The organism is Nannocystis bainbridge, assembly GCF_028368995.1.
Classification (GTDB): domain Bacteria; phylum Myxococcota_A; class Polyangia; order Nannocystales; family Nannocystaceae; genus Nannocystis; species Nannocystis bainbridge.
On sequence record NZ_JAQNDL010000001.1, the window covers coordinates 879,030 to 902,643 of the forward strand.

A 23,614-nucleotide genomic window follows, 5' to 3' on the forward strand; every position below is an offset into this window, starting at 1 on the left:
CGTCACCGAAACGACGACGGGCCGATCGGCGCTGCGCCGACCGGCCCGCTCGGGCTCACGCGAGGACGACTAGCCTGCCTCGGGGCAGAACGCCTCGGTCACGAGCGCGCCGTTGTTGTCTTCCCTGCACTCCTGGACCAGGCCGTTGTTGATGCCCGGATCGATCTCGACGAAGAAGTTCTTCTTGTTGTTCTTCGTCGGGCCGGGGACGGTCCAGGTCAGCTGCGTCGAAGCGCCGGGCAGCAGCGACGCCGCGGTCGGCTTGGTGCCGAGCTTCACGCCCGTGTTGTCGACGCCCTCGTAGAACGAGACATCGATGCCGGACGTGATGCCGAGCGCGCCCTCGTTGTAGATGGTCGCCACCAGCACGAGCTCGTCGGAGCACTTGTTGAGGTCGGCCGCCAGCGAGATGGTCAGGTCGACCGCGTTGAACACACCCTCGCCCTGCACGTTCTGGCGGAAGTTGTTCAGGCCCGGCGACGCCCAGTTGGCCTCCTCGGTCATCGGCGGGTTGCCGGCCGAGTCGGCGTCGGTCACGTGGTAGGTGTGCTGCGTCCAGACCCGGCGGGTCGGGACCCAGTTGTCACCGCCGGCGCCGTACACGAACACGCCCTTGCGCGCGGTGAAGCCCGGCGTCTTGGCCTGGCAGTCGGTGACGTTCTTGGCCTCGGCGAAGTTGGCGACCACCACGAACTCGGAGTTGCCGTCGCCGTCGATGTCGGCCACGAGCGGGTACTCGTGGATCGTCGCGCTCGAGTTCATGATCTGCAGCTGCACCGCCCCGGTCGCGCCGTCGTACACGCGGGCGAAGCACTCGTCCTGGTACGCGACCTCGGCCTTGCCGTCGCCCTGGAAGTCGAACACCGACGAGCCCGTGGCGGCCGACGAGTTGTCCTGGATCGCAGCGGTCCAGCGGGCGTACATCGCCCCGGCCACCGGCGCCGGGTCGGCGGGCAGCTTGACCACCGTCTCGCCCGAGCGGTTGAAGTCGTAGACCGCGTAGGCCACGCCGCCGGCGACGCCGGCCTCGGGGCGACCGTCGCCGTCGAAGTCGGCGATGGTCGCCGGGCCGCCGAGGTTCGCGCCCTTGATCTGGATCGGCTGGGTCCGCAGAGCCGGGTTCTGCTGGCACATCGCGTCGGTCGGATCGACGCCGCACCACAGCGTACCGGTCTGGCCGTTGATGACGCGGATCGCCGGCCAGGCGACCAGCACCACCTCGGGCTTGCCGTCGCCGTCGAGGTCGGCGACCGACGGCCAGCCGTCGTTGTTGTGGCTGGGGCCCGGGTTGGTCTTGTTGGACCAGAACAGGGTCATCGTCACCGACGGCGGGTTACCGGGCACCCACTCGATCTTCCACGCGTCGCGGCCGGTGATGAGCTCGGCCTTGTTGTCGCCGTCGAGGTCGGCGAAGGTCGCCACGCCGCCGGGGTAGATCGGCGTGTTGCCGTTCATCGGCGTGCCGTACATCGCCCCCCACGGCTGGTTGTTCGGGCCCCACGGCTGGTTCCACACCATCAGGCCGTCGTCGTCGAAGATGGTGCCGCCGAACGCGATCTCGGCCTCGGGGTCGTTGTCGAGGTTGACCACCGCCGCGGCGGCGTTCTCGATGCGGACCTTGGCCACCGCGTTGTTCGAGGTGCGGGCCGTCCACAGCAGCGCGCCCATGCCGTCGACCGCGTGGACCGGGGAGATGTGGTTGTTCCCCTCCTCGCGGCCGGCGTAGATGATGTCGGGCAGGCCGTCGCCGCTCACGTCGGCGACCGCGACCGAGGCGCGGCCGTGCGAGCCGAACTTCATCATCGCCGGGTTGTGGCTGATGCGCCACTTCTCCTGCCCGGTCGCGCCGTCGATCAGCACGATCTCGCCGAGCGGGTAGCTGCCGGGCATGTTGTCGATGCGGGTCGTGTTGACGACCACGTCGGGCACGCCGTCGCCGTCGACGTCGGCGATCACGGGCAGCGTGATGACCTCGTTGGCGGTCCACGCCCACTCGAGCTGGACATCGATGTCGTCGAACGTCGGCACGACCTCGCAGTCGAGCGGGTCGGGCTGCGGCAGGCACTGACCGAACAGCGGCTCGCAGTAGAAGCCCGGGTCGCAGTCGTACGAGTCGGCGCATTCTCCCGCCGGCTGCTCGCACACGTCACCGAGGCACACCGCGCCCTCGTCGCAGCAGATCGACTTGTCCTCGCCGCAGCGGATGCCGCTCAGGCACTCGGGCAGGCAGGCTCCGTCGACGCACTCTTCAGCGGCAGCGCAGCACTGGGCCGGCTCGCCGCAGAGGATCGTCATGCACATGTCGAGGGTCTCGCCCACCGGCCCCGTCGAGGTCGACGTCGTGCCATCGGTGGTCGTGTCGACCGTCGTGCTCGTGGTCGACGTCGGCTCGACCGTGGTCGAAGTCGTCGTCGTGCCGGACGCCGTCATGCCCGAGTCGGTGACCTCGGTCGTCGGGGTCGTGTCCGTGCTCGGGGCGGTCGTCGAAGTCGTCGGGCTGGTGCTGGTGTCACCGGTCGACGTGTCGGTGTCCGTGCCCGTTGCGACGTTGGTGGCGTCGCCGCACGCGGCCAGCGCGGGGCTGAGCAGCGCAAGGCCGGAGAGTGCCCAATAACGCGCTAAGTACGTGTTCATGTGGATATTTAGCCATACTGAGCGGCCCCGGACCACGCAACAAATCAGCATTTTTTCGCGGCCGCGGGACCACGTCGCTGGGCCGGACGGATGGCCGAGCGCGACATTTGGATCATGCCCTCCGCGCGTACGAGCCCTCGCGCGGCTTTCGCCGCAGCGTGACTTTTATTCACCTCGAGGGCCGCGGCGTGACACCACCGGCAGCCGCGACGGCGATCGTGCAGACGTCGCATTCGCCCGAGATCTGCCCGTAAACGCCTCCAGACGCAGATCTGCAGCCGCGTCGCTGACCACGACGAAAGGTTCGATCGCCATGATCTATGCGCCGGGCACCAGCGGCGGAGGGCTCGCCACCGCCTCGCCGCGCGTCGCGACAGCGACCTCTTCGGGCACGTAATTGCCGCCCGACAGCAGGAACTTGAACACCTCGTCGACCGCCAGCGAGGTCGGCCGGCACCGCGACAGCGGCACGAACAGGACCCGGCCGACCATCGGGTTCGGCGTGGTCGGCACGAACACACAGACCGCGTCGGTGCCGGCGCCGATGGGCTCGCCGCTGGTGAACGCGAGGTGCCACGCGTCGCCGTCGAGGCGGACCAGCACGACCTTGGAGTAGATGCCGCTGCTCCCGCCGGGCGTCAGCGAGATCTGCTTCCACGCCTTGTAAAGCTCGGCCAGCACCGGCACGCGCAGCAGCAGGCGATCGATCGCCGCCAACAGGTAGCGGCCGATCAGGCTGCGCACCAGCAGGCCGAGCGCGAAGATCCCGACCAGGGCCAGAGCCACGCCCGCGAACGGCACGTCGAGCCCGACCCATTCTTTGAGCGGGTCGCGCGTGAGGTGGTCGACGTACCACAGCACGAACACCGTGACGACGAGCGGGATCGCGGCGAAGACCCCGGCGAGGAAGGTATTACGGGCGAAGTTCTTGGCGTCCGCGATCATCTCGATTCATCCGGCGTAGGCCTCGTCCTGCTCGATCTTGCTGAGCACCCAGTCGAACTCGCCGCGCGTCAGGTGAGCGCCGCAGTACTCGCACGCGCCGGCCATGGAGACGCGGTCGAGCGGCGCCCCGCAGTTGGGGCAGTTCGCGTCCGCGGCCGGCTTGCCGCGGACCTTCGCCCCGCGGATCAGCGTCCAGTACTCGCTGTACGTGCGCGGGTACTTGGCGCTGCCCGACACGTGATCCCCGTTCATGCGCGCCGTGTAGTCGAGGCCGCGGGCCCACACGCGCACCGTCAGCGCGTCGTACCAGCGGTCGCGCTCGAGCTTGACGATCACCAGCCGCAGCACCTGCGTGCCCGCGAGCACGTTGCGCAGGCCCTGGGCCCGGTAGGCGTCGATCCAGTACTGCAGGTAGTTGAACAGCGAGTCGGACACGAACGGCCGCACGCGGCGGAGGTCGAGCGCGGTCCAGCCGGCGTTGAGCTCGGCGTGGATCGTGCGCACGCGCTGGTCGATGCGCTCGGGCGAGGTCGACGGGTCCTCGGCGATCAGGGCCGCGTGGGCCTGCTGGATGCCGGGCATGAACAGCGTGCGGTCATCGGTGCCGACCTCCTCCGCGTGGTGCGTCAGCGGCGGCGGGCGCGACTCGAGCCTGAGCACGCGCACGTGATGGACCGACCAGTCGAACCGCCCGCCCTCGACCTGCTGGCCGCAGAAGCGGCACGCGCCGCTGTCGCTGCGCTCGAACGGCGCCCCGCAGTTGGGGCAGCCGAGCGCCGTCACCGTCTCCGGCGTGCGGCTCCTGGCGTCGGCGCGCCGCTGCAGCCGCCACGCCTCGCGCACGTAGAACCCGCGCTCGCCGTCGGGCAGCGCGGCGCTGTAGTTGGCCTCGAACGCGACCTCGACCTCGATCATCCCGTCGGGCGTCGCCGGCAGCTGGACCTTCTCGACCTGCATCGAGCCGATCACGACCCCGCGGATCGGCGCCCCGGTCGGCTCGCGCTTCATCAGCGTCCTGCGGGTCTCGGGCCCGACGTAGGGCGCCAGCGCCTCCATCGCCCGCGCGTCGCCGCGGGCCCCCTGGGCGCGGGCGTACAGCGCGTAGACGAAGTCGGCGAACAGCACCGGCGAGAAGTCCGGATCGAGGCGACGGATCGCCGCCAGGTCGCCGCGGCGACCCGCGTGGGTCGCCGTCGTCGGCGCGCTGTCCCACGTCTCCTCGGCCTGACGCTTCCGATCGCTGCGGTAGTGGAAGTAGACGACCACGCCGACGATGACCAGCAGCGGCACCCCGAGCTGCGGCACCTCGAACACCAGCCGCACCAGCAAGTAGAGGATCACCCCGCCGTCGCCGCCGCCGCTGCTGCCCCCGCTGAAGCCGCCGCCGCCGCTGCTGCCCCCGCCGGAGTAGCCGTGGCCGCCGCCCGGGCGCGCCGCCGCCTCGGCCGCCAGCGCCAACAGCACCGCCGCCGCCGCGATCGCCAGGCCCCTGGACCATGTCCGCCAGGACATGCCCTTCGCGCCATGCCCCCGAGAGCATGTCCCTTGCGACATGTCCTTCATGCCAGCACCTCGTCGGGCAGCTCGTTGACGTCGTCCTCGCCGCGCGGCAGCGCGTCGGCGCACAGCGCCCCCAGGGCTTGCAGGTGCGGCGCCAGCTCGCTCGCGCGCGCCCCCGCGGCCACGGCGGCCTGCAGCCCGGCGACCGCCTGGTCCCACGGCGCGCGCGGGACCTCGCGGCGGACCCCGCGGTCGGCCAGGACCACCGCCGCCCGCTCGGTCAGCGACACGTACACGAACACCCCCGTGCGACCGCGGGTCTCCATCACCCCGTGGTCGAGGAACCCGGCCTTGGCCGCGCGCAGCACCGCCTCGTCCCGCCACGCGCGCGGCGTCAGCAGCCGGGCCAGCGCGTGCGCGTGGCGGACCAGCCACGCCGCCACCAGCCCGGCCAGCAGCGGATCGATCAAGAACCAGTGCAGCCCGAACGCCGGCTCGCCGTACAGCAGGAACGCCAGCGTCACCGTCGCCGCCAGCCCGCCGACCAGCGCCGGCACGTGGGCGTAGCGCTCGGACGTCGGCCGCACCGCGATCACCAGCTCCGCCGAGGTCCCCGCCTCGAACGCCTCGATCGCCCGGCGCAGCGCGCCCTTCCCGTCGTCGGCGAAGAACCCTGCCATCGTCAGCCTCCTCCGTCGCGCAGCTCGAACACGTAGTCGGTGCCGCCGCCGCGGACCCGCAGACGACCTGCCTCGAGGAACAGGTAGTCCGGCCCGCGCCGCAGCGGCGTCGTGCTCACCGTCTTGCCGGTCGTCGCGTCGAGCACGTAGAGCTGCCCGGGCCCGCCCGCGGTCCCGTGGCCGCTGTAGACGTGGCCGCGGTGGACCACGAAGTCGGCCGCGTTGGCCACCCGCGGCGCGCTGCGCCACAGCAGCTCGCCGCTGTCCACGTCGAGCGCGGTGATGAAGCCGTCATCGCCCCGCGCCTCCGCGGCATGGGCGTGGCCGACCAGCAGCACCGGGCCGGCGATCGCGGCCCAGGTCGCGCGCTGAGCCGCGCTCGTCCGCTCGCCCGCGGCCGTCCCTGGCGGGAGCGCGTAGGCCTCGAAGTCGAACAGCGCCACGATCTCCGCGGTGTCCTCGCGCTGGACCGCGACCAGCCGCCCGCCCGCGTAATCGGCCCCGTAGAACAAAATGTTGAAGCCGTCCTGGTGGATCGCCTGGACCAGCAGGAACTTGCCGAACGTCGGCGGGATCGTCGGCGGCAGCGCGCCCGGGTCGCCGCGCATCGGATTTGGCACCGCGTACTCCGGCAGCGCCAGGCCGTTGCGCGTCAACCACTCGGCGTCGCCGCTCGCGTCGGTCCGCTCCGACACCAGCGTCAGCGTCGGCGGCGGACCGGCCTCGATCGGCGCCGGTCTCTTCGTCACCTGGGCCCACGGCGGCGCCGGCAGCACGGTCGCCGTGCTGCCCGCGAACCACTCGCTGACCCGCGCCTGCGTAACCAGCAACGCCTCCGTCGCCGCGTCGAACAGCGCCTGCGTCGCCAGGTTGTCGGGCGCCGCGTCGAGCACCTCGGCGAACGCCTGGCGCGCCAGGTCGTGGCGACCGCCGTCCATCGCCGCCACCCCCTCGGCCCGCCGCCGCGCCAGCGCGGGCGGCAGCGCCTCGCCGCCGATCGTCACGACCTGTCCCAAAGGACCGGTACTCGCCTTCGCCGCGCCGGGGCCCGCCGGAGGGGCCGAAGTCGCGGCCTCGCCGGGCGAGCGCGACGGATCGCCGCGGCGACACGCCGCGAGGACGATCACGAGCGCGAGGGCGCTCCCGCGGCGGGCCTTTCGTCGCACCGGCCGCACTGTAGCGCAACCTCCCGCGTGACAGCCTCGCCGCGACCCCCTATCGTCCCCGCGTGACCTCTCGTCGGCTCTTTTTCGCGTGCGCGCTGGCGGCCGGGTGCGGCGACGCCGGCGGCCCCGGCAGTGACGGCGGCTCCGCCAGCACCGGCTCGGTCGTCGAGATCGACGGTACCATGGTCGACCTCGTGAAGCCGCAGCTGTGGCTGCAGCTCGGGGCCGACGCCGACCCGCTGCCGGACCACCGACCGGCCAGCGTCGAGTGCCCGCTCGGCGCCGGCTGGCTGGTCGAGGTCACCGGCTTCGAGGTCAACACCGGCGGCTGCAACTACGGCGCGTTCACCCAGCCGACGCTCCGCGAGATCGTGCCCGGAGCGCAGATCTCGCTGAACCTCTACCACTTCGACCTCGTCGCCGCCGAGCCCGCGACCGCGCACGCCGTGATCATGATCGGCGACCACGTGGTGCTCGAGCGCGAGGTCGAGATCCCCGGCAAGGCCATGGTCTACGACATCGACCTCGTCGCCGACTTCGCGCTCGCGGCCGGCGAGCCGGTGGTGTTCCACCTGCACAACCACGGCCAGAACACGTGGACCCTCGCCAGCATCCAGGTCGAGGTCGAAGACTGACGCGCAGCCGTGACCTTTCGTTCCGTGACAATTCGTCGCCGCTGAAGTAACCCTCGATCTCGCGGGCCCAGGCCCGGAGAGGGTCGACGGACGATGTTCATCCAGAAGATGTGCGGACCTGCGGCGGTCGTGCTGGCGTGCGTGACGACGATCGGCTGCAGCGACCCGGGCCCCGGCCTCGAGAGCGCCAGCGAGACCGCCGACGCCGGCACCGAAGCCACCACCGCGAGCACGACCGGCACCACCGCGCCGACCACCACCGACGCGCCCGAGGCCGAGCCCGTCACCTGGCATCAAAACATCGCCCCGATCTTCGTGCAGAAATGCAGCGGCTGCCACAGCGACGGCGGCATCGCCCCGTTCTCGCTGACCAGCTACGAGGCCGCCAAGCCGTTCGCTACCCCTGCCCTCGACGCGGTCGAGCGCGGCACCATGCCCCCGTTCCTGGCCGATGAGACAGCCGACTGTCGGCCGCGCCACGGCTGGCAGGACGACCCGCGGCTCAGCGACGACGAGCTCGAGCTGCTGCGCGCGTGGGTCGACCAGGGCGCGCCGGAGGGCGACCCGGCCACCGCTGCGCCGCTGCCCGAGCCGCCCGAGGTCGCGCTGAACGACGCCGACGTGCGCGTCGCCATCCCGACCCCCGTGTCGGTCGACGGCGACAAGGACCTGTTCCTCTGCTTCAGCCTCGACCCCGGCTTCGAGGACGACACCTGGATCGACGCCGTCCAGATCAGCGCCGGCAACCCGCAGGTCGTCCACCACGTGCTGGCCTACGTCGACGAGAGCGGCGCCTCGGCCGACAAGGTCAACGAGGACGGCTACTACCCGTGTTTCGGCGGCCCCGGCATCAACACCGCCAACCTGATCGCCGCCTGGGCTCCCGGCATGACCCCGTTCGAGATGCCGCCCAAGGTCGCCTCGCGGGTCGCCGCCGGCTCGCGGATCGTCATGCAGGTCCACTACCACCCGACCGGCAAGCCCGAGCTCGACAGCGACACCTCGCTCGACCTGCGGATCCACGACACCGTGCCCGAGTTCGTCGGCATGCTGGCGCTGATCGGCAACAGCGAGGGCCCGCAGCTGCTGCCGAGCGAGCACGACGACAAGGGCTACCCGGAGTTCCGGATCCCCGCCGGCGTCGAGAACCACGTCGAGCAGATGCTGTTCAAGCTCGACGACGTCCCGCCGCTGCGCGTGTTCGCCGTCGGCACGCACATGCACTACGTCGGCACCGACATGCTGGTCGGCCTCCAGCGCCCGAGCCCCGACGGTGACGAGCCCGCCGAGGAGTGCCTGCTGCAGACCCCGCGCTGGGACTTCAACTGGCAGCGCACCTACAGCTACGACGCCGCGCTCGACGCCGTCCCGCAGGTCACCGCCGGCGACCAGCTGTACCTGCGCTGCACCTACAACAACAGCATGTCGAACCCGTTCGTGGTCCAGGCGCTGGCCCAGCAGGGTCTGGACGCGCCCAAGGACGTCCGCCTCGGCGAGGAGACCCTCGACGAGATGTGCCTCGCCGTGGTCGGGATCGCCATCGCCCTCAAGGACGCGATCTGAAGCCTGTCCCCGAGGACATGCCCCACGAGGCATGCGCTCCCGGACAGGTCTCCAGGGACATGCCCCTTCGGGCATGTCCCGAAAGCGACTCTCAGTAGTCGATCAGGTCCGGATCGATCCGGCGGGACGTGTGGACCACCTCGGGCTGGACTTTGCCGGCCCTGGGCAGCTCGGGCTCGGGGGCGTCGCCGTCGCGCCACACGCAGCCGAACACCCGTGTGCTCGCGCGCGCGGCCACGGCCGCCGCCGTGCACTCGCCGTCGAGCGCGGGCGTCAGCTTCGCGTCGGCCCCTGCGGCCAGCCAGGCCGCCATCTGGGCCTTGAGTACCCGCGCGTGGGCCTCGCGGCTGTCCGCGGGCAGCTTGTCGGCGATGCAGGTCCGGTAGCGATCGGCGTAGGCGTCGCAGGCCGGCACGCCCGTGTTCCCGTCGGCGACCGCGACCGGCGGCGCGGGTTCGGGCGTCGGCGCGGGCGCCTCGACCCTCGCCGGCAAGGTCGGCGGCACCACTTCGGGGGCGGGCTTCGCTGCGGGCTGCGCCTCGGGCTTCGCTGTCGGCTGCGGAGCGGGCTCCGGCGCGGTGCAGGCGACGAGCCACAGGCAGAGCAAGGTGCAGGGGCGCGAGCGCGACATCGATCCTCCTCCAGGGCGAACCGGGCCACGCCCGGCGACGACCTTGAGTTTCTCGCGGATCGCGGGAAGATGCGAACAGAAGCTGCGAAGGGAAGATCGCCGCTCGCTCGCGCGTAGCCACGATCGCGCCCGCTCCCCCGACCGGCCTCGCGCTCGCTCACGAACCTGTCTCTTCCACCCTGTCCTCGAGGTCAGCATGTCCCGACTCGCGCTCGCCCTGTCCCTCGTCGTCACCGGCCTCGTCGTCAGCCTCCCGAACGCCGCCGACGCCTGCGGCAACAGCGTGCGGCGGGTCGTCGATCGCACCCAGGAGTACCTCCAGCGCGCCGAACAGCTGCTCGCCAAGGGTCAGTACAAGAAGGCCGTCGGGGCGGTCCGCGACGTGTTCGGCGACCGGGCCATCGCCGCCCACCGTGCCGGACCGGGCGCGCACCTCCACGCGCGCGCCCAGCGGATCCTCGCCCTCACCGTCGCGCGCAGCGGCGGCGACGTGCCGATCGGCATGGACCTCGGCGGCCCCGCGCAGGGCCGCAAGGACGCCGCGATCGCCTGGGCCGTGCTCACTCTGCGGCTGCAGGCCGGCGAGCAGCCGAGCCCCATGCAGACCGCCGAGCTGGCCGAAGCTCTGGCCCGGCAGGCCAGCGGCCGCGCCGAGGCCTTCGACCTGCTCAAGGGCCTCGGCGACGGCGACCTCATGCCGACCGCCCACGGCTGGGCCCTGCTCGCCGAGCTCAGCAAGCAGAACGGCGACGTCGAGCGCAGCAAGCAGGCCGTCGCGCGCTGCCTGCAGATGAACGCGCGCGGCGTGCAGTGCGAAGTCGCCGAGCAGGCCTAGCGCGCCGCACCGGCGTTGCCGATGTATGACTCTTTGGACATGTCCCGTTAGACATCTCGCTCCTCACGCCTGAAGCCGTCGACGGGACCTGGCCCAGCGCCGGTCACCGCTCCCCGGCGCGACATGTCCATTCGAACATGTCGCTATTAGAGAAAACATCTCACGACAGGCCCGCCGTCACGGCGGAGCAGGTTCTTCGCATGCGCAAAGCCATCGCCACAGTCATCCTCGTCTCGACGGTCTCCCTCCTCTCTCCCGCGTCCACGCGCGCCTGCGGCGGCAAGGGCCTGTGGGGCCCCGAGCATGACGAGTTGAACCAGGCCGCCAGGTCGATCGAGCGCGGTCGTCATGGCGAGGCCGTCGCGCAGGTGCGTCGTACCGTCAAGACGGCCGCCGAGTCGGCCTCGCCGGTCGCGGGCGCCGATCCATGGGTTCACAACCGGGCCCGCCAGCTGCTCGCCCTCGCGGTGGCGCGCAGCGCCGGCGCCGTGACGATCGCCCCGGGCCTCGGTGGCAAGCGCAAGGAGCACCGCAGCGCCGCGATCACCTGGGCGATCTCGGCGATGCGCGCCGACATCTCGCCGAGGACCGGCCAGCTCGCGTGCGAGCTCGGCCAGTGCCGCACCCTCGACGACCCGGCCTACACGGGGGCTCTGGCCGAAGCGCTGGCGCTCGTCGAGGATTCGCGCCCCGAGGCCTACCGCTTGCTCAAGGATCTGGGCGACCATGATCTCATGCCGACCGCGCAGAGCTGGGCTGTGCTCGCCGCGCTCCACCGTCAGCGCGGCGAGCTCGAAGCCGGGGCCGTCGCCCTCGAACGCTGCCGCCAGCAGGCGGCCAAGGGGGTTCGGTGCGACGTCACCCTGTGATCGCCGGCCCGGGCGCGCAGCCCCGCGGCCTCGCCGTCGCTTCGCTGACTGTCCTTTTATTCATGTCGTGCGGGACAGGTCCAAAAGACCCGGTCGACATCCCCGCCCCCGCCATGCCATCCGCCGTCCCCGCGGCCGTGCTCGAGCCGGCCGCCGACCCCGCCGCCGTCGCGCGCGGGCAGCTCCTCGTCGACCGCTTCGAGTGCGTACGCTGCCACGACATCCCCGGCCGTGAGCCGGCCCCGCTCGAGAAGCACTGCGTGCGCTGTCACCAGGACATCCTCGCCGGCCGGTTCCCGGCCCCGCCGGAGACCCTGCGCGAGTGGCAGGGTCATATCCACCACCTCACCGACGTCCCCGCGCTGCGCGGCCTCGATCGCTTCCGCCGGGCCTGGCTGGCCGCATGGTTGCATGCCCCGCACGACCTGCGCCCCGGCCTCGACACGACCATGCCGCGCCTGGCTCTCGGGACAGCCGAGGCCGCCGACCTGGCCGCCGCGCTCATCCCCGACGCCGAGGCCGCCGCCCCGATCGCCGGCGATCTCGAGCGCGGCCGCGAGCTGTTCGGCCTCAAGTCGTGCGCCCTGTGCCACCGCTTCACCGGCGCCCCGACCATCCCCCCCGCGCCCCGGTTGCCCGTCCCGCTCGACGACGCCCAGCTACAGCGCGGCCTGGCCCAGGCCCCCGACCTCCGGTTCACGCGCGAGCGCATGCGCCCCGCCGCGCTCGTCGCCTGGTTGATCGATCCGCCGCGGCACAAGCCCGGCACGCCGATGCCCCAGATCCCGCTCACCGAGGCCGACGCGCGCGCCCTCGCGGCCTGGCTCGTCGAGGTCCCGCTCGCGCCGCCGCCCGCTCCGAAGCCCGTGCAGCGCCTCCCCTTGCTCGACCGCCGCGTCACCTGGGCCGAGGTCGAAGCCCAAGTGTTTAAAAAAACCTGCTGGCACTGCCACTCCGATCCGGACTTCGCCCGCGGCGACGGCGGCCCGGGCAACAGCGGCGGCTACGGCTTCACGCCGCGCCGGCTCGACCTCGCCTCCTACACCGGCATCAGCTCGGGCAGCGTCGGCGACGACGGCAAGCGGCGCAGCGTGTTCGCCCCGCTGGCCGACGGGACCCCGCGGATCGTCGCCCACCTGCTCGCGCGCCACGCCGAGGTCGAGGGCGGCGCGCCGGAGCAGCGCGGCATGCCGCTCGGCCTCACGCCGGTGCCGCTGGCCGACATCCAGCTGGTCGACACCTGGATCGCCCAGGGCCGGCCGCAGTGAGCCTGGCGCAAGGGACATTTCTCTTCAAACATGTCCTTAAGAACATTCTCGAAGGAGCATGTTCAAACGGACATCTAATTTCGCCCGATCGGCGACACCCATGTCCTCCGGGACACCTCGTCGTCGGGCTCTGCTCGCAGCCATGGATTAGAGACACCTCCCTATCATCCCCGCCGCGGTCGGGCTTGCGCCCGCCTTCGCCGCCGCGCGGCGAGCTCGCCGCCGGGCGAGCGCGCTCACATGGCCGGTCAGAACTCCGCTCCGCAGCCTGCAGCGGCGGCGCGTCGGCGGCCTCGCGCCTTGGACCCGCGGCGGGCGTCAGGTAGCGTCCTGGCATGCGCCTCAGCTACCACCAGCTCGTCGATCGCGTCCGCGCCCGCGTCTCGGGGGTCACTGCCGCGGAGCTCGCGGCGCGGCGCGGCGCCACCGGCGATCGCAGCGTCGTGCTCGACGTGCGCGAGCCTGAAGAATTCGCCGGCTCGGGCACCCTCGCCGGCGCCGTGCACGTCCCGCGCGGCCTCGTCGAGAAGCTGGCCGCCGACATCCTGCCCGACCTCGACGCCGCGATCGTCGTCGTCTGCGCCTCCGGGCACCGCGCCGTGCTCGTCGCCGACGTCTTGCAGCTGCTCGGCTACACCCGCGCCCAGTACCTCGAGGGCGGCCTCTTGGCCTGGCAGGCCGCCGGTCTGCCGGTCGCCGCTTGCGCCGCCGCGCGCGCCGCTGCGGCGTCCGCCTGCGTCCGCACCCCGACCTGGGCCGACATCCGCGCCGCCTTCCCGATCGTCGGCCGCCAGGTCCCGGTCATGGGCGAGGGCGAGCGGGCCCTCCTCTACCTCGATCACGCCGCCTCCACCCACGCCCCCGATCGGGTCCTCGATCGCTACGCCCGCTTCATGGCCGGCGAGTACGCCAACATCCACCGCGGCACCCACCTGCTCTCGCGCAAGGCCACCGAGCACTTCGACGAGTGTTACTACGTCGTCTCCGACTTCATCGGCGGCGACCTCGAGCGCGACTGCGTGGTCTTCCTCGGCAACACCACCCAGGCCGTCGACCTCGCCGCCCACGTCATGGCCGCGCTGCCGGGCAAGGTCATCGTCACCGAGCTCGAGCACCACTCCAACGACCTCCCGCACCGCAACCGCGGCCCCGTCCTGCGCGCCCGGATCACCCCTGACGGTCGCCTCGACATGGACCACCTGGCCCAGCTGTTGCGGCACAACCAGGTCAAGCTGGTCGCCGTCACCGGCGCCAGCAACGTCACCGGCTGGATGCCCGACATCCACGCCATCGCCCGCCTCGCCCACGAGCACGGCGCGCTGATCCTCGTCGACGCCGCCCAGCTGCTCGCGCACCAGCGCATCGACGTGAGGCCCGCCGGCGATCCCGAGCACCTCGATTTCGTCGCCGCCGCCGGTCACAAGGCCTACGCCCCGTTCGGCGCCGCCTTCCTCTACGGCCCGCGCGGCATCATGGACGCGGCCCCGCCCTACCTGCCCGGTGGTGGCACCGCCTCACGCGTCGGCCCGCACAGCGTCGAGTATGTCAGCGCCCCCGATCGCCACCAGGGCGGCACCCCCAACATCGGCGGCGTGCTCGCCCTCGCCGAGGCCCTGCGCTTCCTCGACGGCATCGGCATGGCCCACGTGCGCCAGCACGAGCTCGCGCTGACGCGGCGGGCCATGGCCGGCATGCAGGCGCTCGGCGTCACCCTCTACGGCCCCGCCGATCCCGACGCCCGCCTCGGCGTCCTCAGCTTCAACGCCGTCGGCGTCTCCGATCCGCTGGCCGCCGCCGTGCTCAGCGAGGAGCGCGGCATCGCCGTCCGCAACGGTCGCTTCTGCGCCCACGTCCACGTCGACCGCCTGCTCGCCAGCCAGGGCGGCGCCACCCCCGAGCCCGGCAGCGCCCCCGGGGCCGTGCGCGCCTCGTTCGGCCTCTACAACGACGAGGCCGACGTCGACCGCCTGCTCGAGGGCGTGGCTGTCCTTCAGGACAGGCGATGGGTCGGCCGCTACCGCGTCCGCGCCGCCGGCGTCACCGCCGAATTCGCCGGCCGCTGCAACGACCGCTGGATGGAGGCCGACGCTCCGAGCCCGCCCGCCCACGTCGACGGCGACCCTGGCGACGCCCTGCTGTTCGCCCAGCTCAACCCGAGCGGCCCGACGCGCTCCTACCTGGTCGCCGATCGCAAGACCGGCGCCGCCATGCTCGTCGATCCGCGGCGCGACCAGGTCGACCGCTACCTCGCCGAGCTGCAGCGCCACGGCCTGCGCCTCGAGCTCGTGCTCGACACCCACACCCACGGCGATCACCTCTCCGGCGCCAAGCGGCTCAAGGACCTCCTCGGCTGCGAGATCGCCATGCACCGGGCCGCCGCCGCTCCCTGCGTCGATCGCCCGCTCGACGACGGCGACTCCATCGCGCTCGGCGGCCTCGCGCTCGAGGTCTGGCACACCCCCGGCCACACCCCCGACTCCCTGTGCCTCCTCTTGCCCGATCGCGTGCTCACCGGCGACACCTTGTGGCTCGGTGGCACCGGCGGCTGCGACCTCGCCGGCGACCCGGCCGCCCTCGCCGCCAGCCTGCTGCGCCTGCGCGGGCTGCCCGCCCACACCGAGGTGTGGCCGCTACACGACTTCGAGGGCCGCGGCCGCGGCACCATCGGCGAGGAGGCCGGCCAGAACCCGTTCCTCCAGGGCGACCTCGGCCAGCTGCGCGCGCGCCTGGCCCCCGGCCGGGCCGAGGCCAGCGCCGTCAGCCAGGCCAACGCCGCCTGTCAGACATGAACCTTCGGACATGCCCGATCGGCCATGCCCTGCGGGACATGGCCCCGGGAACATGCCCCGAGGGCCACCCGCTCACAGCGCCGCGATCTCGGCCCCCAGGCACCACGAACCGTACGGGTCGATCTTCGGCGTGAACAGGTTGACGTCGCGCAGGCCCGGCTCGTCGCACGCGTCGGAGCCGAAGTGGCTCTGCTGCGGCGGCGGCAGCGACGATGGGTCCGCGCCGAAGCCGACCGTCGACTTTTGATCGCCGCCGACGAAGCCGACGCAGAAGCGCCCCGTCTCGATCACCGGCTGCTGCGCCTCGGCGATCTGCAGCGACCCGCTCGAGGCCGGCAGGCCGAGCGTCTCGGAGGTGTAGAGGACCTCCTGAAGATCGCCGCTGCGGATCTGGAACCGGACCCGCGCCTGGCCGGTCGCCGCCACCAGGGTGTAGTCGATCCGGCGCACGCGGAACGGCGGGGCGACCGGAGCGTCGTAGCACTCCGCCCCGCGGACCTCGCCGGCGAGCCCGTTCAGGATGTTGCCCGCGCCGTAGCACCACAGCGGCTCGACGCAGTTGGCCGGCTCGTAGTGGTGCAGCTCGGCGGTCTGCGGCCCCCCGGTGGTCGTGTCCGTGTCGTCGGTGGTCAGCGCGATCGTCGTGGTCGTGCTCGAGTCGGTGCCGCCGATGAAGCCGGTGGTCGTGCTCGTGCTCGTCGTCGTGCTCGTGCTCGTGCTCGTGCTCGTGCTCGTCCCGGGCTCCGGCATCGTCGTCGGCTCGGCCGTCGAGCCCGCCACCGCGGTCCCGAGGGTCGACCCGGGCACGCCGTCGTAGGCCGGGTTCTCGATCAGGCACCCGCTCGCGGCCATCAGGCACCCTGCCAGCCGCGCGCGTCCGCCCTGAAGCCTCATACTGTCAATATACCACGTTCAGCGCCGGCCGGCCGCCGACCACATGTCCCGAGGGACATGCGACCCTGTGACTCCGGCGTCGCCCGCTCGCACCCGCCCGCACGTCCTACGCTATCGTCGCCGGCATGCGGACGCGCTCGCTCTGGTCTCTCCTCGCCCTGCTGGCCGGTTGCGCCGACCGCGGGCGCGAGCCGGCGGATCCACCGTCCACGCCCGGCGACCGCGACGCACCGGGTCCGACGCTCGCGCTCGGCGTCAGCCACACCTGCGCGCTCGAACGCGGCGAGGTGTACTGCTGGGGCTTCGGCGGTCACGGTCAGCTCGGCCTCGGCGACCGCAGCGATCGCAGCGAGCCCACGCGCGTGCCCGGCCTCGCCGACGTCGTCGCCGTCACCGCGGGCACCTGGCACACCTGCGCCCTGCGGCGCGGCGGCGAGGTCCTGTGCTGGGGCGATGGTTCGCTCGGCCAGCTCGGCGACGGCCTCCTCGGCACCCGCCCGCGCCCGAGCCCCGTCGCCGGTCTGCGGGCCGTGGCGATCGGCGCCGGTGGTTCTCACACCTGCGCGATCGACCCTGTCCGAAAGGTCCTGTGCTGGGGCTCCAACGACCGCGGCGAGTCCGGCCCCGGCGCGGCGCCGATCGTGCGCCCGGCCGCGGTGCCCGGCGCCCCTACCGCCGACGCGATCGCCGTCGGCGAGCCGTTCGCCTGCGCCCTCGCCGACGGCCTCGTCACCTGCTGGGGCCGCGATCCGCTGCGCGACGGCGCCGGCACCGAACCCGCCGAAGTGCCCGCGCTCGCCGGCGCCGTCAGCCTCGCGGCCGGCGTCGACCACCTGTGCGCCGTCGGCCGCGACGATCGCCTCCTGTGCATCGGGACAGGTTCCGAAGGACAGCTCGGTGACGGCCGCCCGCCGGCGATCGAGCCGCCGCGCAGCCCCCACGGGGTCGCCATGGCCCGCCCGCGGCTCGCCGAGGTCGCCGACGTCACTGACGTCGCCGCCGCCGCCGTCGGCGATCAATTCGCCTGCGCGCTCCGGCGCTCCGGCGGCGTCGCCTGCTGGGGCGGCAATCGCGACGGCCAGCTCGGCGACGGCGGCCAGATCCCCCGCGATCGTCCTTCGCCTGTGCGTGACCTCGACGACGCCGTCGAGCTCGTCGCCGGCACCGCGCACGCCTGCGCCCGGCGCACCCGCGGCGACCTGGTGTGCTGGGGCTACAACGAATTCGCCCAGGCTGGCGAGCGCACCACCGCCGCTGCTGCCCCCACCGTGCACGCCCTCGCCGCCGCCGGCCTCGCCGTCGGCGACTCCCACGCCTGCGCCTGGAACGCCGACGGCGCCTGGTGCTGGGGCGACGGGACCTACGGTCAGCTCGGCGACGGCGCCCGCGACCGCCGCGACGTCCCGACCGCGGTGCCCGGCCTCGGCCGCGTGCGCGAGCTGGTCGTCGGCGCGCGTCACACCTGTGCTTTGGAACATGGCGGAACAGTCATGTGCTGGGGCGACGACAGCTTCGGCCAGCTGGCCGGTCGCGGCGTCCCGCGGGGCGAGCCGATCGACGAACATCGCGGACCGCTGCCGCTGCCGCCGATCGAGGCCCGCAGTCGACCGCGCGCGGGCCCCGTGGCCGGGCTCGCGGACATCGTCGACCTCGCCGTCCACGAGCACCGCACCTGCGCCCTGCGGCGGGACGGCGCGGTGGTGTGCTGGCACGCCTTCGCCGACCAGCCGCTGGACCACGCGCGCACGATCGCCGGCGCCGTCGAGATCGCCGTCGGCGCCGCGCACGCATGCACGCGCGACACGACCGGCCGCGTCCGCTGTTGGGGCACCAACCACAGCGGTCGCCTCGGCGACGGCACCACCGAGTCCCGCGACGCCGACGTCGCCGTCCGCGGGCTCGACGACGCCGTCGCGCTCGCGGCCGGTCGCCTCCACACCTGCGCCTTGCGGCGCGGCGGCGACGTCGTGTGCTGGGGCGACGGTCTGATGGGTCAGCTCGGCGACGGCACGCGGGCAGGTCGCCCGACCCCGACCCGCGTCGCCGAGCTCGGTCGCGTGCGCGCGATCGCGGCGGGCGAGGACGCCACCTGTTCGATCGGACAGGCGCACGATATCCACTGCTGGGGCGACGGCGCGGCCGCGGGCCGTCGCTTCACGCCCCAGCGCGTCGACCTCGGCCCCGCATCGCTGCTCGCCGTCGGCGCGCAGACTGCGTGCGCCGGCGAGGGCGAGCGCGTCGTGTGTTGGGGCCAGGCTCTCCCGCCACCGATCACGCGCACGTGGGACGTCGTCACCACACCGCGCGTGATCGCGCTGCCGTGAGCGCGACGTCGCTGCGGCGCCGACGCGGCGCCGCACCGGCGCTCGCGCAGCTTGAAAGCCGAAGCGTCGCCGGGCGATAGTCGTGATCGGCTCGACTCTTCGCGCGGTGAAAATTATGGCACGCAAAACTTCTCTCGTATGGATGACTTCGCTCGGCCTCGTCGTGGGTTGCGGTGACGACGGCGACGCGACGTCGCAGACCGGCGCCGCCTCCCAGGGCACCATGTCGACTCTGGTGACCACGGTCGACACGGTCGCCACCATGGACGGCACCGAATCCGCCACTGGCACCCCGCCGACCACCACCGAGGGCACCATGGGCGCCACCAGCGACAGCTCGGGCGTGCCGACCTCGACCAGCGAGAGCACCTCGACCGGCATGGTCACGGCGACCATGGGCAGCACCGAGACCGTCACCGACACGCTGGCGACCGACCCGTCCGAGACGGCGACCTCGAGCACCAGCGACAGCGACAGCGACACGAGCACCACCGTCGACACCACCTCGACGACCTCGACCACCGACACCACGACCACGACCACCGGCGACCCGGGCACCACCACCGAGGACACGCCCTGCAACGAGATGCAGGTGACGCTGACCCCGGTCGTGCCGAACGTCATGCTCGTGCTCGACAAGTCCGGCTCGATGCTGTCGCTGTGGGACCACGACGCCAACGCCAACACCCCGACCGTGAGCCGCTGGTACAGCCTCTACGCCGTCGTCGACCAGGTGCTCACCAACTTCAACGCCAAGTTCAACTTCGGCATGAACCTGTTCCCCAACAAGCAGGCGGTCGACACCTACGTCGTCGGCGCCTGTCCGGTGAACGGCAACGTCGAGGTCCCGGTCGCGCCGTTCAACAAGAACCCGATCCTCAACGCCCTGCCGGCGCAGAACAACAACACCATCAAGGGCGGCACCCCGGCCCAGGCCGGCGTCCTGGCCGCGCTGACCCACCTCAAGACCCTCGACCCGATGGTCCCGCGGGCGATCATGCTCATCACCGACGGCGCCGCCAACTGCACCACTGGTCTGCAGCCCCCGCCGCTGTTCGAGAACTACGACCAATCGCTGCACACCCTGGTCGGCAACGCCTGGACGCAGGACACCATCCCGACCTACGTCATCGGCATCGCCATCGCCAACTCGGTCTCGCCGGTGCAGATGGACGGCAGCCCCGACAGCACCAACCCGTACGTCAAGCTCAACGAGCTGGCGACCCAGGGCGGCACCGCCAAGCCCGGGCCCGAGAAGTTCTACAGCGCCGACAACCAGGTCGAGCTGCAGGCCGCGCTCAACGCCATCGTCACCGACGCCCAGAGCTGCGTGATCGCCCTCAACGACGAGCCCGGGTTCCCGCAGTTCACCAAGGTCAAGATCGGCGACGTCGAGGTGCCGAAGATCAATAACTGCGCCAACGAGAACGGCTGGAAGTACACCGACCCCGCGCCGCCGTACGTCGCCATCGAGCTGTGCGGCACCGCCTGCAACTCGCTCAAGCAGACCGGCGAGGCCGGCGTCGAGTACTACTGCAAGCCGGCCTGATGGGCTCGGTGCATTCGCCCGATCGCCAGCGGCGGTCGGTGCGGCCATTCGCGGGGGCGCTCGTCGATCGCGGGCGCCCCGGTCGGCGCGGCCATTGGCGCGAGGCGCTCGTCGAATGCGGAGCGCCCCTGTCGGCGCGGCCATTGGCGTGAGCGCCCCTATCGGCGCACGAGGACGCCAGCCGGCGGGCCGGACGTGCGGGGCTGCGCGCCGCATTGCGCGGCCCCGGCTGCGCGCCGCATTGCGCGGTCCAGGCGAGCGGACGCAGCTCCCGAGCGAGGTGCTCGCGCGCGCGGCATGATTGCTGAGTAGCGCGGCCCCTGGTAGGGTGGCTGAAATGCGTTACATCCGTCCCGATGTCGTGGCTCTCGTGTCGTGCGCCGTGTTGCTCGCGGCCTGCGGCGACGATCAGCCGGTCACTTCCACTGATACTACCCCGCAGATCACGTCCGCGACCAACCAGACCACCAACCAGGTCTCGTCGACCAGCGGCCCGCAGGACACCGATCCGACCACCGGCACGCCGACCGAGCCCGGCACCAGCTCGCTCGGCACCGAGTCGAACGGCACCGACACCACCGGCACGCCCGGGACCTCGACCACCGATCCCGGCGGCACCGACACCGACACGACCGGGCCCGACCCGAGCACCACGACCACCGATCCCGGGACCTCGACGATGACGATGCCGTGCGAGGAGGCGAACTGTCCCATGGGCCAGTTCTGCGATCCCGTCAGCGATCAGTGCATCCCCGGCTGCAACGACGACTCCGACTGCAACGCCCCCTCCAAGTGCGACGTCGGCAGCAACACCTGTAAGGGCTGCCTCGGCGACGGCGACTGTCCGCTCGGCACCGTGTGCGACGCCGGCGAGTGCACGCCCGGCTGCAACGACATGCAGCCGTGCCAGGACGGCCTCGCCTGCTGCAGCAACACCTGCCTCGACCTGCTGGTCGACGTCGACAACTGTCAGGCCTGCGGCAACGTCTGCCCGGTCCCGCCGAACGCCGCGGCGACCTGCGCGATGGGCCAGTGCGGACTCGGGGCCTGCAAGGCGCCGTGGAACGACTGTGACAAGGACCCGGCCAACGGCTGCGAGAACCAGGGCCAGTGTCAGTGCACCCCGGGCGCGCAGATGGCCTGCTACACCGGCCCGAACGGGACGCAGGGCGTCGGCATCTGCAAGGAGGGCGTGCAGACCTGCAACCCGCAGGGCACCGGCTTCGGCCCGTGCACCGGCGAGGTCACGCCCAACCCGACCGAGATCTGCGCCAACAACCTCGACGACAACTGCAACGGCCAGACCGACGAGGACTCCGACAAGGACGGCGACGGCTACACCGTGTGCGGCGGCGACTGCTGCGACGAGGTCGGCCCCAGCTGCCTCAACCCCGTGCTCGTCAACCCGGGCGCGTTCGAGGTCGGCGGCAACATGGTCGACGACGACTGCGACGGCACCAAGGACAACCCGGTCGCCTCGTGCGACGGCGGCCTCGCCAGCAACTCCGGCACCCCGATCGACTACGCCAAGGCGATCGACCTGTGCCAGACCACGACCGAGAACCCGCCGCAGAACCAGAAGAAGTGGGGCGTCATCTCGGGCACGCTCACCCGCGCCGACGGGTCCGGTGCGATCGACGCCCAGGCCCGGTCGATCCGTCCCGGCTTCGGCACCAACGTGGTCCCGCAGCAGAACGCTCGCCTGGCGATCCTCTCGACCGGCAACGCCGCCGACTCGAACGATGCCAACCCGCCCTACGCCGACTTCCAGACCGGCAAGGACAACGGCGCCAACAGTGCCGCGCCGGCCGACTGGCTGGCGGCCAACGGCGGCAACTTCCCCAACGCCCCGGGCTGCCCGGGCGCCGGCAGCAACGCGGCCAACAACAGCGCGATGCTGAAGCTGCGCGTCCGCGTGCCCACCAACGCCAAGTCGTTCAACGTGCAGATGTACTTCTACTCGGCCGAGTGGCCCGAGTGGACCTGCACCGCTTACAACGACATGTTCGTGACGCTCGTCAACTCGAACGCCGCCGGCAACCCGGCCGACCGCAACATCGCCATCTACACCACGCCGAACAACCAGAAGTACCCGGTCGGCGTCAACCTGGTGAAGGCCGCCACCGGCCTGTTCACGCAGTGCAAGAACGGCACGTTCGGCTGCAGCGGCGGCAACGGCGGCAACTACAACGGCTGCCTGAGCCAGGCCGGGCTCGCCGGCACCGGCTTCGACATCCTCGAGGGCGGCTGCGGCAACAACAACACCACCGGCGGCGGCACCGGCTGGCTCAAGATGGCGGGCAACGTCAACGGCGGCGAGGTCATGGAGATCCGGTTCGCCATCTGGGACACCGCCGACGGCGTCTACGACTCGCTGGTCCTGCTCGACGACTTTGTGTGGTCGGTCCAGGCCTCGCAGCCCGGCGTGCAGCCCAACTGACGCCGGCTCGACAGGCGCGGCGATCGTGATACGTTCGCGCTCGCCGTGCCCGACCTGCCCCGAATCACCATCCTGGGCGCCGGCCGCGTCGGCGGCGCCCTCGCTGCGCAGAGCCCGATCCCCGCCGACCTCGTCACCCGCGAGGCCGGCTGGGAGGCCCTGGACGGCCCCGCGGGCGCGCCCGTGGTCGTCGCCGTCGACAACGCCGGCCTCGACGCGGCGCTCGCCCGCGTCCCGGCCGCGCGCCGGCCCGACCTGGTGTTCGTGCAGAACGGGGTGCTCGAGCCGTGGCTGTTCGAACATGGCCTTCAGGACAGCACCCGCGCCCTGCTCTACTTCGCCGTGCCGCGCCGCGGCGCCGCGATCGAGCCCGGCGGCACCAGCGTGCTGACCGGGCCGCACGCCGAGGCGCTGGCGACCTGGATGCGGGCGATGGACCTGCCGGTCGAGGTCGTCGCCCGCGAGGCGTTCACCGCGGCGATGCTCGAGAAGCTGATCTGGAACAGCGCGTTCGGCCTCCTGTGCCAGCGGTTCGACTGCAGCGTCGGCGAGGTGCTGGAGCGCCACGACGAGACCCTCGCCGCCCTCGTCCACGAGCTGCTCGCCGTCGGCCGCGCCGCCCTTGGCGTCGAGCTCGCGGCCGCCCCGCTGCTGCAGCGCCTGCGCGCCTACTCGCGCGCCATCCCGACGTACCGCGGCGCCGTCAAGGACTGGCGGTGGCGCAATGGCTGGTTCGTCGCCGCCGCGGCCGAGCACGCGATCGCCACGCCGACGCACCTCGCCCTGCTGCGCGAGGCCGGCGTCGACATGGCCCCAAAGACATGACCTAAAGGACGGGTGGCTGCGCCGCGCTCCCGGCGTGTCCCGCGATTCATCAGTCGCAGTCAATCTG

General features: G+C 72.2%; 17 protein-coding genes. 10 read left to right on the forward strand and 7 right to left on the reverse strand.

Annotated elements, in window-relative coordinates; genetic code table 11:
* Window positions 1-69: 69 nt before the first annotated feature.
* From POL25_RS03480 to POL25_RS44125, 5 genes are all read right to left on the reverse strand, one after another.
* Window positions 70-2,634, reverse strand: coding sequence for an FG-GAP repeat domain-containing protein (locus POL25_RS03480; RefSeq protein ID WP_272084372.1), 2,565 nt, complete (start codon window positions 2,632-2,634; stop codon window positions 70-72).
* A 318-nt stretch (window positions 2,635-2,952) separates the two neighbouring features.
* Complete coding sequence (locus POL25_RS03485) at window positions 2,953-3,579, reverse strand: DUF502 domain-containing protein (RefSeq protein ID WP_272084373.1); 627 nt, start codon at window positions 3,577-3,579, stop codon at window positions 2,953-2,955.
* A gap of 6 nt (window positions 3,580-3,585) precedes the next feature.
* The gene (locus tag POL25_RS03490) at window positions 3,586-5,091 is read right to left on the reverse strand and encodes a TIM44-like domain-containing protein (RefSeq protein ID WP_272084374.1); all 1,506 of its coding nucleotides are present in this window, start codon (window positions 5,089-5,091) and stop codon (window positions 3,586-3,588) included.
* Window positions 5,092-5,138: 47 nt separating this feature from the next.
* Window positions 5,139-5,759 (reverse strand): hypothetical protein, encoded by a 621-nt coding sequence (locus POL25_RS03495; RefSeq protein WP_272084375.1) that lies wholly within the window; start codon window positions 5,757-5,759, stop codon window positions 5,139-5,141.
* A 2-nt stretch (window positions 5,760-5,761) separates the two neighbouring features.
* Complete coding sequence (locus POL25_RS44125; protein WP_272084376.1) at window positions 5,762-6,925, reverse strand: outer membrane protein assembly factor BamB family protein; 1,164 nt, start codon at window positions 6,923-6,925, stop codon at window positions 5,762-5,764.
* Window positions 6,926-6,987: 62 nt separating this feature from the next.
* Here POL25_RS44125 and POL25_RS03505 point away from each other — a divergent pair, with 62 nt between their 5' ends.
* Window positions 6,988-7,560, forward strand: coding sequence for a hypothetical protein (locus POL25_RS03505; protein ID WP_272084377.1), 573 nt, complete (start codon window positions 6,988-6,990; stop codon window positions 7,558-7,560).
* A 93-nt stretch (window positions 7,561-7,653) separates the two neighbouring features.
* The gene (locus POL25_RS03510) at window positions 7,654-9,123 is read left to right on the forward strand and encodes a hypothetical protein (RefSeq protein WP_272084378.1); all 1,470 of its coding nucleotides are present in this window, start codon (window positions 7,654-7,656) and stop codon (window positions 9,121-9,123) included.
* Between the two features lie 91 nt (window positions 9,124-9,214).
* On the opposite strand, the gene POL25_RS03515 is transcribed toward POL25_RS03510, so the two are convergent.
* Window positions 9,215-9,754 (reverse strand): hypothetical protein, encoded by a 540-nt coding sequence (locus tag POL25_RS03515; protein WP_272084379.1) that lies wholly within the window; start codon window positions 9,752-9,754, stop codon window positions 9,215-9,217.
* A gap of 196 nt (window positions 9,755-9,950) precedes the next feature.
* Between POL25_RS03515 and POL25_RS03520 the strand changes: the two genes are divergently transcribed.
* From POL25_RS03520 to POL25_RS03535, 4 genes are all read left to right on the forward strand, one after another.
* Window positions 9,951-10,589 (forward strand): outer membrane protein assembly factor BamD, encoded by a 639-nt coding sequence (locus POL25_RS03520; protein ID WP_272084380.1) that lies wholly within the window; start codon window positions 9,951-9,953, stop codon window positions 10,587-10,589.
* Between the two features lie 200 nt (window positions 10,590-10,789).
* Window positions 10,790-11,458: a hypothetical protein gene (locus tag POL25_RS03525; RefSeq protein WP_272084381.1), complete on the forward strand. Its 669-nt coding sequence runs from the start codon at window positions 10,790-10,792 to the stop codon at window positions 11,456-11,458.
* Complete coding sequence (locus tag POL25_RS44130; protein WP_272084382.1) at window positions 11,440-12,726, forward strand: c-type cytochrome; 1,287 nt, start codon at window positions 11,440-11,442, stop codon at window positions 12,724-12,726. The genes POL25_RS03525 and POL25_RS44130 overlap by 19 nt, the downstream gene beginning before the upstream one ends.
* A gap of 335 nt (window positions 12,727-13,061) precedes the next feature.
* Window positions 13,062-15,515, forward strand: a complete 2,454-nt coding sequence (locus POL25_RS03535; protein ID WP_272084383.1) for an aminotransferase class V-fold PLP-dependent enzyme — start codon at window positions 13,062-13,064, stop codon at window positions 15,513-15,515.
* A gap of 72 nt (window positions 15,516-15,587) precedes the next feature.
* Here the strand turns inward: POL25_RS03535 and POL25_RS03540 are convergent, their stop codons facing one another.
* The gene (locus tag POL25_RS03540) at window positions 15,588-16,409 is read right to left on the reverse strand and encodes a hypothetical protein (RefSeq protein ID WP_272084384.1); all 822 of its coding nucleotides are present in this window, start codon (window positions 16,407-16,409) and stop codon (window positions 15,588-15,590) included.
* Between the two features lie 125 nt (window positions 16,410-16,534).
* On the opposite strand from POL25_RS03540, the gene POL25_RS03545 reads away from it, so the two are divergent.
* From POL25_RS03545 to POL25_RS03560, 4 genes are all read left to right on the forward strand, one after another.
* On the forward strand, window positions 16,535-18,733 hold the full coding sequence (locus tag POL25_RS03545) for an RCC1 domain-containing protein (RefSeq protein WP_272084385.1): 2,199 nt from the start codon (window positions 16,535-16,537) through the stop codon (window positions 18,731-18,733).
* Window positions 18,734-18,875: 142 nt separating this feature from the next.
* A complete protein-coding gene (locus POL25_RS03550) occupies window positions 18,876-20,282 on the forward strand; it encodes a vWA domain-containing protein (protein WP_272084386.1) in 1,407 nt (468 codons plus the stop codon).
* 337 nt (window positions 20,283-20,619) lie between these two features.
* A complete protein-coding gene (locus POL25_RS03555) occupies window positions 20,620-22,722 on the forward strand; it encodes a choice-of-anchor L domain-containing protein (protein ID WP_272084387.1) in 2,103 nt (700 codons plus the stop codon).
* A gap of 45 nt (window positions 22,723-22,767) precedes the next feature.
* The gene (locus POL25_RS03560; protein ID WP_272084388.1) at window positions 22,768-23,547 is read left to right on the forward strand and encodes a ketopantoate reductase family protein; all 780 of its coding nucleotides are present in this window, start codon (window positions 22,768-22,770) and stop codon (window positions 23,545-23,547) included.
* The last annotated feature ends 67 nt before the right edge of the window (window positions 23,548-23,614 follow it).